General features: G+C 46.0%; 10 protein-coding genes. 4 read left to right on the top strand and 6 right to left on the bottom strand.

The window, feature by feature from the left end; all coding sequences use genetic code 11:
• Positions 1-49 precede the first annotated feature (49 nt).
• The 4 genes from QUB14_RS24015 to argJ all read left to right on the top strand — a co-directional run bounded on the left by QUB14_RS24015 (position 50) and on the right by argJ (position 3,661).
• Positions 50-1,102, top strand: a complete 1,053-nt coding sequence (locus tag QUB14_RS24015) for a right-handed parallel beta-helix repeat-containing protein (RefSeq protein ID WP_333297346.1) — start codon at positions 50-52, stop codon at positions 1,100-1,102.
• Positions 1,103-1,703: 601 nt separating this feature from the next.
• On the top strand, positions 1,704-1,898 hold the full coding sequence (locus QUB14_RS24010) for a hypothetical protein (RefSeq protein ID WP_006631905.1): 195 nt from the start codon (positions 1,704-1,706) through the stop codon (positions 1,896-1,898).
• A gap of 61 nt (positions 1,899-1,959) precedes the next feature.
• A complete protein-coding gene (locus tag QUB14_RS24005; protein WP_190737482.1) occupies positions 1,960-2,100 on the top strand; it encodes a hypothetical protein in 141 nt (46 codons plus the stop codon).
• A gap of 319 nt (positions 2,101-2,419) precedes the next feature.
• A complete protein-coding gene (argJ, locus tag QUB14_RS24000; RefSeq protein WP_333219914.1) occupies positions 2,420-3,661 on the top strand; it encodes a bifunctional ornithine acetyltransferase/N-acetylglutamate synthase in 1,242 nt (413 codons plus the stop codon).
• 319 nt (positions 3,662-3,980) lie between these two features.
• On the opposite strand, the gene QUB14_RS23995 is transcribed toward argJ, so the two are convergent.
• From QUB14_RS23995 to QUB14_RS23970, 6 genes are all read right to left on the bottom strand, one after another.
• Positions 3,981-5,246: a hypothetical protein gene (locus tag QUB14_RS23995; RefSeq protein WP_333219916.1), complete on the bottom strand. Its 1,266-nt coding sequence runs from the start codon at positions 5,244-5,246 to the stop codon at positions 3,981-3,983.
• A 253-nt stretch (positions 5,247-5,499) separates the two neighbouring features.
• Positions 5,500-6,720: a decarboxylase gene (locus QUB14_RS23990; protein WP_333219918.1), complete on the bottom strand. Its 1,221-nt coding sequence runs from the start codon at positions 6,718-6,720 to the stop codon at positions 5,500-5,502.
• A gap of 217 nt (positions 6,721-6,937) precedes the next feature.
• Complete coding sequence (locus QUB14_RS23985; protein WP_333219920.1) at positions 6,938-8,704, bottom strand: asparagine synthetase B family protein; 1,767 nt, start codon at positions 8,702-8,704, stop codon at positions 6,938-6,940.
• Between the two features lie 145 nt (positions 8,705-8,849).
• On the bottom strand, positions 8,850-9,473 hold the full coding sequence (locus QUB14_RS23980) for a DUF3859 domain-containing protein (RefSeq protein ID WP_333219922.1): 624 nt from the start codon (positions 9,471-9,473) through the stop codon (positions 8,850-8,852).
• Between the two features lie 276 nt (positions 9,474-9,749).
• Positions 9,750-10,469: an HAD-IA family hydrolase gene (locus QUB14_RS23975; protein ID WP_333219923.1), complete on the bottom strand. Its 720-nt coding sequence runs from the start codon at positions 10,467-10,469 to the stop codon at positions 9,750-9,752.
• A 163-nt stretch (positions 10,470-10,632) separates the two neighbouring features.
• Positions 10,633-12,546: a S9 family peptidase gene (locus QUB14_RS23970; RefSeq protein ID WP_333219925.1), complete on the bottom strand. Its 1,914-nt coding sequence runs from the start codon at positions 12,544-12,546 to the stop codon at positions 10,633-10,635.
• Positions 12,547-12,648: the final 102 nt, after the last annotated feature.

Here is a 12,648-nt window from a genome sequence, read left to right as displayed (position 1 = left end):
AATTATGAGTTAGCTCTAGGGGGCTAAATTTAAAACTTCTGATTATAACATATATCTTTTTTGCAAGAGGTCTAATAATAAAACAGAAAATACGTTTTCCCCAGGTATTGGTGTTTGGTGGGGCGATCACTATAAAGTAATGGGAAATACGGTTATTAATGCAAACGACCTGAAGATGGCTGACTTTTTACATGATTTCCCAGAAGCTCCCCATGAAGCAATTTCAATCGGTGGGGTTGAAAATTTTGAAGTTGCTTATAACTTAGTTAAGGATGGCAAAAAAGAAGGGATTGATGTTAAAGAAAAGAGTAAATATGGAACCGTCCATCATAACTATATTCACCACATGGCACGACAAGGATTATATGTTGATAGTTGGTTTGGAGTCTTAGAAGATGTTGAGGTCTTTAATAATGTTGTTCATGATTGTAATGGAGCAGGATTTGCTTTAGCAGTAGAAGGAGGAGCAGAAGCAAAAAATATTCGATTTCACCATAACTTAATTTATGATAACTCGGGAACCGGAATTCTCTTTGCCCGATGGGGAAATGATGGGTTACGGCAGAATATTAAAATTTATAATAATACGGTTCATCATAATGGTTATGGTAAACAGAACCCAAGAGATAGCTTTTTTTGGATTACTGGAGGGTTATATTTATTTTCTAATAATCTTCAAAATGTTGAAATCAAAAATAATATTTTTAGCAAGAATAGGGGATTTCAAATCGGTTATAGCGATCGCTATTTGGCGGCTAACTCTGACATCGAAAAGATTTTTATTCAAAAAGATATTGAGATTAGCCAGAACTTAATCTTTGGAGAAAATAACACCACCCGTCCGATTTATGCTGGATGGCTTCCTGATAACTATGCGAATATCTATGGAACGAATGGAACTGCTGCTGTCAGAGAAGAACCTCAATTTGTTAATCCTGAAGAAGGGAATTTTTACTTAAAATCTCCGGTCAGTAACCCAACCCCATTAACTGCTAATTCTAACACATCTCAGATGAGAGTTGGAGCTTTTCCCCATGGAGAAAAACCCCATTTTTGGTGGCAGGGTAAGTTCCCACCTCAATTTCCTGATTTACCCCAATAAACCCTTCATTAAAATAAGTTGTGTCTGTAATAATTAATTGTTAATAGTTGTATTAAGTACCTAAACAAAATTAATTACACAACTCAATAATAATGATTTAAGTAGGTAAGCGGGATTAAACCGAGCTATGTAACAATATGTAAACAGGGCTACCTTAGCCACGGTTAGGGATAATGATACTTTACAATCCTTAACATAATTGTGTTTGACAGCGCCTACCTACTTAGCTACCTATTAAATTTACTGTTAACTAAGGCAAATTCGACTTTCTTGAGAGGCAAAATTCTGCATCTATAACTCTGAACCAAACTATAAAGTTATTTTGGCGACTAGCAATTAGGTAGCCGCTAAAATGTGGCTCTTAGAAGAGGAATATTGTCAAATTTTGCCAACTGCTGCTTGAGGTTGGGGCTGAATCAACTAGCCCAAGCCCGATCGCACTCCCTGCAACCTCGATCGAGATTCTCGCCCCATAGCCCTATTGTAAAGTTTTGTGACAATTTGGATTTGGTAGCTTTAGATACAGAATTGTCTGTTATAGTGATAGAAGAGAAGAAAAAACCAGCCCAACATTAATCTAAAGAATACCGAGGAACTCCCTATGTCTACCGAAAATCAAGCTCGCTCTCTGATGATGCGCCACCACCAACTGGTGAAGAACCGCCAGCAGTCCATGCTCAACCGCACCGCTACCGAAGTCGGGATGGAAGATACGCACTACTGGGGTCACATTCAAGGCAAACCGCAGCCCAGCTTTCAAGCCAGTTACGATCGCAGCAACGCCACTATGAGCTAGGGCAAGCTCAATTTCGACAATTGTCTACGAAGTTATTACCTATAATTTGGAGAAATCAGTTATGTCAACTCAAGAACAAGCCCGCACCCTGATGATGCGCCATCAACACGTCGTCAAAAACCGTCAGGAATCCATGCTGAGCCGTGTGGCTGCTGAAGTGGGTTTAGATGCTGGTTCTCCAGCGAATATCGATCGCAAATAACTCCTTTTTTCAACGGCGAGATAGTTGAATCGAGTTTGTTGTTTGCCAGCTAAAAATTAATAATGTCAATTACAAAACCGTCGCGACTTCTTCTTGAGTTCTAACTCTAGATTGGAAGCCGCGATTAGTTTTATGGGAATTGGGAATTGAAAATGGGGAATGGGAAATTGGGTTCAAAAGAATGGGGAATCTAAAATCTAAAATCTAAAATGGTTCGACTGAGCGCTCACGCCGAAGTCTAAAATCTAAAATCTAAAATCTAAAATCTAAAATGGTATAATCCCCTTTCAGCAGATTGAAGGCTACTAGGGAGGTCATCATGTCGGACTGGAAAGAAATTGACGGCGGAGTTACAGCACCCAGAGGGTATCGAGCCTCGGGAATTACAGCGGGCTTGAAGCCTTCAGGCTTGCCAGATTTAAGTTTAATTTTGTCAGAGGTAGACGCGATCGCCGCCGGAGTCTTCACCACATCGACTGTCCGGGCTGCTTGCGTGGACTACTGCCGCCAGCTTTTGCAAGCTAAACCCAGCGCGAAAGCAATTTTGTGCAATGCGGGACAAGCTAATGCGGCTACTGGCGAGCAAGGTTGGGCAGATGCGCTCGAAAGTGCCAATTTGTTGGGAAAAGCGCTGAATATTCCTCCAGAATCTATTCTTTTGGCCTCCACTGGCGTCATCGGACAGCGGATAAAAATGGAGCCGCTGAGGGCGGGAATTCCCCGATTAGTTGCTGAGGCATCGGAAACTGGTTCCGATGCGGCGGCTAAGGCTATTTGTACGACTGATTTAGTGCCGAAAACGATCGCCCTGGAAACCAGGTTTGGCGATCGACCCGTCCGCATCGGCGGCATTTGCAAAGGTTCGGGAATGATTCACCCGAATATGGCAACAATGCTGGCATTTGTAACTTGCGATGCAGCAGTGTCATCGCATTTGTGGCAAGAAATGCTGAGTCGGGCGGCTAACAGAAGTTTCAATCAAATTACTGTTGACGGCGATACCAGTACAAACGATTCGCTAATTGCTTTGGCAAACGGTCAATCCCGCACACCGGCAATTACGGAAATGGGGGCAGATGCTGAAAAACTAGAGGCGATGCTGACAGAAGTTTGCGTACATTTAGCAAAGGCGATCGCGCGTGACGGCGAAGGTGCAACTTGTTTGGTGGAAGTGCAAGTTAGCGGCGCACTGGATGAAGTTTCTGCGAGTAAAATTGCCAAAACAATTGTCGGTTCTTCTTTGGTGAAAGCTGCTATTTTCGGACGCGATCCGAATTGGGGCAGAATTGCGGCGGCCGCGGGGCGCGCTGGTGTACCCTTCGACCAAGAGAATTTGCGGATTCAATTGGGGGATTTTTTGATGATGGAAAACGGACAACCTAAAGAGTTCGATCGCGCTGCTGCGAGTAATTATATGAAAGCGGCTGCGGAGGGAGAATATTTGAAGGCTGATACGGTGGTAATTCAGGTTAGTGTGGGGAATGGCAGCGGTTTTGCGAAAGCTTGGGGATGCGATTTGAGTTACGACTACGTGAAGATTAATGCGGAGTATACGACTTAAATAAGTCCAGGCGGTGAGAAGTCCGGGCGGTTAGAAACCCCGCCTACACAAACAAAACCAGACGAGAGAAAGTTGAAGGCAAATTTCACACAATTTAAACTCAACTTCCCCCCGTGGGGGGAAATTAAAAAATCTGAAACCTTTACTCACCGAGTTAATCTCAGCTTTTTTGCTCCTCATTTTAAAATCGCTAAAGCCCTTACAGAGATAAGCTTTTTATGATTTCAGCTAAAGAGCGCTAAAAATCTTATTCAGACTAAGTTTCAAGACTTTTTCAGCTTATTATTAATAAGTCTAATATAAAGTTTGAAAACACGCCCTAACCAAAACTATCGGAGACAAACACATAGCCACCACCATACCCGACAGCATTATCCACTAATATTAAACCGTCATTGGTCTGCGGATCGCCACTCTGAGCAAGTCCATAATTCACCACGCGCAACAACCGCTGCGGCGTAAACGATTCTAATTCCACAAAATTACCTCCATCCAGCCACGCTAGTTCTTCTGCTGTTAAACTTTGCCTTACAGTATCTGGTAATTGACGGGATCTTTGTGCCATTACTTGAGATTGCTGCACAAACATATCGCGGGTTGCCAAGATTTGACGGGGAGAAATTCCCAAATCAAAAATGGTCACCGCTTGATTCGCAAACCACTCTGGATTAGTCCGCAGTTGATTTACCAAACCAACGCCACCAGGACTCGCATTGTGGAGTGCATACACTTTTAAATCGGCATTACGGCGCAGCATTTCAATCACGGTGTTGAAGATGCTTTGGGGATAGCCGCTGATGCTTAGAATGGCGCAGTTGTTTTCAAAATGGACGTTGTTGGCAATTAGAAATTGAGCTATTTCGTCACTGTCACAGATAATTGCGCGATCGAAGCTGTAGGCGCTAACTTCGGGATCGATGCTGGCGCGTAAAGCTTCTTGGCGAGGTGCAGGCAGCAGTTTTTCTAGTGTACCGTTCACTCTTTGCCAGCGTTGTAGCCACTCATCACTCTGGGTTGCATTGACGAGAAATATTTCACCGATTTCGTGTTGGCGGCGTTTTTGTGAAATACCGAGCCAGTAGGAAGATAGCCCTAGCAAACCGACTGTCATATATCCGGGAAAAGAATTAGAGAGCAGGATTATTGGAATGCCTGTTACTAAAATAGTTATCCCTAAGATTTGCAGGTTTTTAGCACTAATTCTTCTACCGATAATCCCTTGCTCAGGAGATTCGCTATCTTGAAAAAGTTTTCCAATCCAAGAAATATTGTAAACAGCGAATAAAATAAGAAATGCGACTTTAAAAAAAGTTGAATTAAAAATACCTGAAGGAAAATTGCTAAAAATCACAATGAATACACCACCGAAAATTAATACAAATAAGCCAAGAACAAAGTAAAGAATTATCAAGAGTCCGTTTGGCAAGCTGCGAGGTGTAAGCCGTTTATTAATAAGATACAAGAACTGTTGGGGCGTGAAGAATAACATATTTTGGCTGGAAATATCTTCGATCGCCTTCTTGAAAAAGGTATCAGTGAATCCAAAATGTTTATCGGTGACGCTAGTGGGTTCAAAGACAAACAAATGGTTGCACCGTTTACATCGACCTGAGTACCTGGTACGATCGCGCAAATTGTTATCGGTATTACACTGGACGCATTTCATTCCCATTTCGGTTACTCCTGATTGATTTAATGGATTTATATCGTTGACGGTTGTTTTGGAATGGTTTTACCGCAGAGGCCGCAGAGGAAGAGAAGACAGATAATAAGTAGAAGGAAAAAGGAAGAAACTATTCCCAATGCCCAATGCCCAATGCCCAATGCCCAATGCCCTCTTAAAAGATTTGTCCGTTTAACAAAATGGAATAGTCTTCTCGCTGTCGAATTAATCGATCGCCCTTGCCATCAATCAACACCTCAGCAGGCCGGGGGCGGTGCAGAAAATGCGACGACATCGCATAGCCGTAAGCCCCGCTATCCAAAATGGCGATCGCATCTCCAATTTTGAGTTTCGGTAGCCAACAGTTGCGCCCCAAATAATCCCGCGAATAAGTCGTGTTGCCGCAAATATCCGTTTCATGTCGCGATACGTCGTCGGTTTCCCAAGTTGCGATCGCCCGGTAGCCCCCGTGCACCGCAGGCACCGATAGATTTGATACAGTCGTATCCACACCGACAATTTGCCGATAGCCCAACCACTTCACCGACACAACTTTCGCAAGCAAAACGCCACAACCTGCGATTGCCGATCGCCCCGGTTCAATCACCAACTCGATCGGGCGAGATAGCGCACTCAATCGTTCAGTAATCGCCGCACCAAACTCCCGCCAGTCAAACACTGCACCGCCTCGATAGGGATAGCCAAAACCACCGCCAAAATCGAGGGTTTTCCAATCGGGCAACAGTTGGGCGATCGCAATTAGCCGATCGATCGCCTGCGTAAAAGCACTCGTGGCGTTCGTTCCTGTCCCCCGATAAAAATGCAATCCGGTAATCCTCAACCCCTGCTGCTGCGCGATTTCGTTGGCTTTCTCGAATTCGGCGGGACGCACTCCAATCCGACTGTCTCCCGTCAATTCCGGTGAGTTGAGGCGCAGTCCGATTTCGGCACCGATCGATCGCGGTTGACTCCCGGAATATTCGCAAAAATCCTGGAGTTGCGACAGACTATCGAAATTGAATCGATCGATCTTCCACTCGATCAATTGCTGAATATCCGCCCTGTTGAGGTTACTGCCGGTGTAGACAATGCGATCGCTCGTAAAACCCGCTTTCAGTCCCAAAAACACATCCCCTGGTGTATTCGCGTGTAGCCCCCAACCAGCCTGCTGAATCAATTGCAACAGAGCAATATTGCCGTTGGTGACGCTAGCAAAATGAAACTGAACGTGCGGATAGTCGATCGATCGCGTAATATGCTCAAGGGTTTGATGGAGGCGATCGGCCTGATACACATATAAGGGCGAACCATAAGTTGACAAAAGTCGCTGGGCCATTGCTTCCGAGAACGGCGGCGAATGTATTTTGGTTTCATTCTGTAGCAAAGATTCAGTCATATAGAAGAAGGAAGAAGGAAGAAGGAAGATGGAAGAAGGAAGAAGGAAGAAGGAAGATGGAAGATGGAAGATGGAAGAAGGAAGATGAAAAATGGAAGATGAAAAATGGAAGATGAAAGATGGAAGATGGAAGAAGAAAGATTGTAAAATCGAGTCAACAGTCAACAGTCAACAGTCAACAGTCAACAGTCAACAGTCAACAGTCAACAGTCAACAATCAACAGTCAACAGTCAACCTCCTTCGATATTTCCAAATGCGTTGTCCGATCGCCGGTGGCAACCAAAACACATGATCCAGCGATAGCTTAAGCGGAATTTCGCCTAAAACCTCGGTTCGCCATGCCTGCCACATCAGCAGCAACCAGAGATTGTTGCCAATATAGCGATCGCGCATAGCAACTCCGAGTTGTCCCGATAACATCGCGTCGGCTAAATGGGGCTGCCAGCAATTTTGCGATCGCAACAGATTCGGATTCAGCCGATCGCCGATCGCAGCCCAAAACTCCCGGTAATACCAAACCTTCAACGGCACACCCATCCCGCGCTTTTCCCGCCAGACAATTTCCGGCGGCAGCCAGCGTTCGGACGCTTTTTTGAGGATGTATTTTTCGCACGCACCTTGCAGTAGAAGCTCGCCAGGGAGTTGAAACGTCCATGCTGTGAGGTCGGGGTCGCAGAAGGGCGATCGCACCCACAAACCGCAAGCAAACGCCAATGCCGTTGCCCTCGGCTGAATATTTTGGGCACCTTTGAGCATCAGCGAAGCGCGCCGTAGCCTCGCTAGCAGGGAAGGACAGGTTTCGGGATCGATCGCGTCTTGCAGGTAAACGCTCAAATCGTGAGACTGGATGCGATCGAGCATTTCTGGCGAAAAAATCTGTTTTTCATAACCATAAAAGCGCTGAAATGTCCGCAAATACTGCTGTTCAAAAGTTTCTCCTCCCGCGGGATGTTCTGCACTGTAAACTCCGTGTGCAATCAAAGGCTTGTTCGTCCATCCAGCAAATAGCTGATCGCCATTCTCGCCATTGAATACAACTCGCACGTCTTGCGCCGCCGCCTGTTTGAGCAAAAACAGTGCAGCCGTGGTGCCATCTCCATAGGGTAAATCGAGGGCTTTGGCGGTTTGCCCGATCGCGCGCAACACTGCATCGCCCGTCGCCGCCACTCGGATCAGCGGAATCTGGAAAAAGTCCGCCACCTGTTGGGCGTAGGGCAGTTCGGAATAGGCTTCCACACCAAAATCGAGGGCATAGGCGCGCACCTGCAAGCCTGCTTTCACTAGCAGCGCCGTCACCAGGGAAGAATCGATGCCACCGGAGAGTAAAACGCCCACGGGTTCGTCGATCGGCAAATCGGCCACTTGTCGATCGATCGCCTGTTGCAACAGCCCTTGCAATTGTGCGATCGCCTCATCCTCACGGCGCAGTAATTGGGGCGCTTCTTGCCAAGCCGATGGCAGCGATTCCCTACGGGATAGCTTCGCCGCGCGTACTTTCGGCGGATCGTTAACATCGGCGATTTCCCAAATCATCTCGCTTCCGGCTGCTACGGATGCAATTTGCTCGATCGGCGTTAACGGCGCGGGCACGTAGGAAAAGCAAGCATAACTGTGTAGGGCGATCGGGTTAATTTGAGGGGAAGCAATCAGCGGTAGCAGCAATTGCATTTGCGTCGAAAACCAAATCGTTTCTCCCAACTGCATCCAGTAAAGCGGCACTCGCCCAAACGGATCGCGCCCCAGCCGTAGCTGTTTCGCTTCTACCGCCGCCCAAGCATCTCCCGGTAAATCGGTTGGCCCAAATCGCCCGCAAGCATTCAGCGTCACTGTGTCAGCCGCGAGTACAGATGCAGAGGCGATCGCCCATTCTGATAATTTGCCCTGTCGGATGAAGTAGTCTGGGGCTAAACGGCTGAGCGTTTTTGTGCGATCGTCGAGTCCCCAGTAGCCGATAAAATGTGAAGGTTGGTCGATCGCACCCATTAGATGTCTCCAATAATTATTGTGGAACAGGCATCTTGCCTGTTCAAAACAGGCTTTTTTGAATTAGTCTATTTAGATATCTCCAATAATCATTGTGGAACAGGCATCTTGCCTGTTCAAAACAGGCTTTTTTGGATAAGTCTATTTATTTCACAGTGAAAGGTTCACTGCTGATGACGCGCCCATCCAGGGACATCCGAACTTCCCATTTGCCTGGGGCGGCAGCAGATCCGAGATCGTAAAAGCAGTGCGTATTCCAAACCGCAGTATCGATCGTGCGAGTTTGATACCTGCCCTGATGAACAACGTCACCGCTGGGGTTAATCCAATCGCATTGCAGAGACAACTGATTGCCGATCGGAGCATTTTTCAACGTCACCTGGTAGTAGATGCGGGGGTTGATTAGACGGTTGACTTGAGTAAAGCTGTCACCACCTTTTTTCGATAGCGCAATCCTGTCTTCTCCTCCGACAACTTGAGCAGTTTTTTGTTGCTGATTTTGCCCGAACAGCACGCCTATAACGATCGCAGAGATGACAACAACTGTCGAGGCGATCGCGATCCAACGGTTGCGTCGCTGCTGTTGTTCTAGGGCTTCGCGGCGGCGCATTTGGGCGATCGCATCTTCTAAAAGCTCATCAGGAAGATTCAACTCTCGTAAAATTTCTCTTACCTGATCTGGGGCCAGTTCTAACTCGCGCTGCTGCGATAACTTGTCGATTTCAGCGACTACCTGTGCTAACTGAGTTTGAGTGAGCCGAGTTTCCATAAAGTTCTTTCCCGTAAAAATTAGATATATAAATCACCCCTCTCTTCTCTTCCTCTGCGCCCTCTGCGCTCTCTGTGGTTGAATTATCCATATTATTCAATAAATAGCTCTCAAAGTCAATTCATAAAAATCATAACCTTGACCTCATAAAAATCATATTTATAGAACTTAGTATAGATACCCAAAAACCGTTTTTTCTTTTCCAAAAATACTTCGTTGCAACCCGCAGATTAGGTAAAATAGCCGATTTATTTGTGGGAGTGAGTAAATTCTGACTTATATAAAATCCAGACTGGCAAATTCCTCAACTTTTTGAGACTCGATTAAAAAAGGCAATTTGCCTAAATCTAGTTTTTCCTGTTGGCGATTTAACCAAATTGCGTTTAATCCCGCATTTTTAGCACCACAATAATCTGCTTTGAAGCTGTCACCGATATGCAACACCTTCTCGGCAGTGCAGTTGTGCTTTTGCAAAGCCACAGTAAAAATTTTAGAGTCTGGTTTTGCTGCACCAACCTCGGTAGAAATTGTCACTGATGTGAAATAACCAGCTAAATTTAGTGCTTTTAATACTGGATAAATTCGGGAATCGAAATTCGATACTACTGCTAATTCAATTCCTTGTTGCTGCCACTTATTTAATGCTGGCAATACGTCGGGATAGACGAACCAAGGTTCGGCGGTGGCAAAATGAGCGTAGAGTTCGACAAAGAATTTGGGAAAGTCTGAGAATTGATTGAAAACGCCTGCTCTTTGAAAAGCGTTCGCGCAAACTGCTTGCCACCATTCAAATTCTAGCTGGGGAATTTTGGCTAATTCTCTTCCGGGAAATGCCATCGGATTTGAGTCGGCAAAACTTTGGAAAAATGCTGCATTTAACTCTTCGTTAGAAACAGTTACTCCCCAACTGCCGGCAAATTTTCCGTAGACTTCGCCGACGCTGCCGCGCACGTCAAATAGCGTGCCTGCGGCATCGAGAAAAATAATTTTGGTCATTTGAGAAGAAAAAGAGAAGAGGAAAGAGGACTTATCGCACATCCGGTTGCATCGGAATGATTTAACCACAGAGGACACAGAGAACACAGAGGAAAAGAAGAGAAGAGAATAGAAAAGAGATTTGAATAATTCCTTCTTTCTTCTTCCTTTTTCCTTCTTCCTTCTAATTAGTTGTTTGCGGATTCACCACACCAGAATGATTGGCAATGTTGCCCGCAGGTTCAAATCTGCCTCCTAAATATTTGGCTAGGAATTCTTCGGCGATCGCATAAAAGTGCAGGCGATTTTCCGGTCGCGCAAATCCGTGTCCTTCGTCTGTATAAAGCACGTATTCTACAGGTTTGCCGGCTTGCTTCATGGCATTGACAATTTGCTCGCTTTCTGCTTCTTTTACTCGCGGGTCGTTGGCACCTTGGGCGATTAGCAAAGGTTTCTGAATGCGATCGACAAAAAATAAAGGCGAGATCGATTTGAGAAACTCTGGTTCTGTTTCCAAATTGCCGACGCGGTGATACATACTTGCTTTGATCGGTTCCCAGTAAGGGGGAATACTTTGCAGCAGTGTAATCAAATTGCTTGGCCCGACAATATCGACAGCGCAGGCAAAAACATCGGGACTAAAAGTCAATCCGACTAAGGCAGCATAACCGCCGTAGGAACCGCCCATAATCGCAATTTTATCCTGTTGGGAAATTCCTGTTTCTACCAGCCAATTAACCCCATCTAGCAAGTCGTCGTGCATCTTAGCGGCCCATTCGCGATTGCCGGCATTGAGAAAGGCTTTGCCGTAGCCGGTGGAACCGCGAAAATTGATTTGCAAAACGGCGTAACCTCGGTTTGCCAGCCATTGGGCTTGTGGATTGTAACCCCAGGTATCGCGTGCCCAGGGGCCGCCGTGAACAAGCAAGACTGTCGGTACGGGTGTGGCGACACCAACCGGTTTTGTCAGGTAGCCGTGAATGGTTAAACCATCTCTTGCGGTGTAAGAAATGGGTTCCATTGATGATAGCGGTAGCCCTTCGAGTTTGGGTTTGTTGCTGAACAGAAAGGTGAAGGTTTTGGAGGCGCGATCGAACGCATAGTAGTAAACTGGCCCGTCGTCTGTCATGTAAGCGACTAGCCAAGTGGTATCGGCGAGGTTGCGGCTGGTGATGGAGAATTCGCCGGGGCGGAATTTGCCGAGATCCTCAAAATCATCTGCTATACTTTGGTCTAAAATCTGCCACTCTTGCTTGTCCTTGTAGAAGGAAACCGCCTGAATCTCTCGCTTGGTGGGGTGTCCGACAATGTTGCCGACATCGTATTCTGGGTCAGAGGCGAGATCGGTTTCTTGTTTGGTTTCTAAGTCTAATGCGATCAAACGTTCGGCGTTAGCATCATGATTGCCGATGATGTAAAGAATTTTGCCGTTTTCTGAGAACATGAGGGCACCACCTTCCTCATCGGGCCCCCACCTTCGCAGGCTTTCCCAAGACTTGTCGGCAGTTTCCCGAAACACCAATTCTGAGCCGCCATCGGCAGTTGTGGCTGTGGCCGCCCGCACTTGGAATTGGGCGTCAGCAATCCAACGGACGATGTTACCTGGGTTGTCGGTCTCAAATTCAACGGCACCATTTTTGAGGTTGATGCGGTAAACGTCGTGTTTGCTGCGATCGCGGATGTTCATTCCCACTAATATTTCATTGGGAAATTTGCGGTCAAAGGCGATCGTATGAGCTTGAACGCCTTGAAATGGTGTCAAGTCGCGAACCAGATTTGACTGGATATTGACTAAATATAAATGCCAGTTTTCGTCACCCTCAGCATCTTGGAGATAAATTAGCTCTTCGCCGCTGTAAGTCCAGTAAAACATACGGATGCCCCGTTTTTTATCTGCTGTCAGTTGGCGATCGTCTGCTTGACCGACGGTACGCAATTGCACTTGCAAAACGTTGTTTTTATCTGGTGCAATGTAGGCGAGATACTTGCCGTCTGGTGAAAGTTGGGGGCTAGTTTTTTCGGGATTTCCAAACAGAATTTCCCGCTCTATCAACGGTGGAAGTTCAGTTTTGGGCTGTTGTAATGTGGAAGTTTGCATTTTTTATCGTGCCTAATATTCTCTGAATCTACACTCCGACAGAAAAAACCAGATTTTTACCAAATATGCGGGTAGTAGTGAAGTATTTTCGTGAAAAACCCG

The organism is Microcoleus sp. B3-D2, assembly GCF_036705345.1.
Lineage (GTDB): Bacteria > Cyanobacteriota > Cyanobacteriia > Cyanobacteriales > Microcoleaceae > Microcoleus.
Note: the sequence above shows the minus strand (reverse complement) of the source record. Positions and strands in the feature narration are given on the sequence as shown.

Coding starts and splice junctions, on each gene's coding strand:
- QUB14_RS24010 (WP_006631905.1), top strand. CDS start 1,704: ATGTCTACCGAAAATCAAGCTCGCTCTCTGATGATGCGCCACCACCAA.
- QUB14_RS24005 (WP_190737482.1), top strand. CDS start 1,960: ATGTCAACTCAAGAACAAGCCCGCACCCTGATGATGCGCCATCAACAC.
- argJ (WP_333219914.1), top strand. CDS start 2,420: ATGTCGGACTGGAAAGAAATTGACGGCGGAGTTACAGCACCCAGAGGG.
- QUB14_RS23990 (WP_333219918.1), bottom strand. CDS start 6,720: ATGACTGAATCTTTGCTACAGAATGAAACCAAAATACATTCGCCGCCG.
- QUB14_RS23985 (WP_333219920.1), bottom strand. CDS start 8,704: ATGGGTGCGATCGACCAACCTTCACATTTTATCGGCTACTGGGGACTC.
- QUB14_RS23980 (WP_333219922.1), bottom strand. CDS start 9,473: ATGGAAACTCGGCTCACTCAAACTCAGTTAGCACAGGTAGTCGCTGAA.
- QUB14_RS23975 (WP_333219923.1), bottom strand. CDS start 10,469: ATGACCAAAATTATTTTTCTCGATGCCGCAGGCACGCTATTTGACGTG.
- QUB14_RS23970 (WP_333219925.1), bottom strand. CDS start 12,546: ATGCAAACTTCCACATTACAACAGCCCAAAACTGAACTTCCACCGTTG.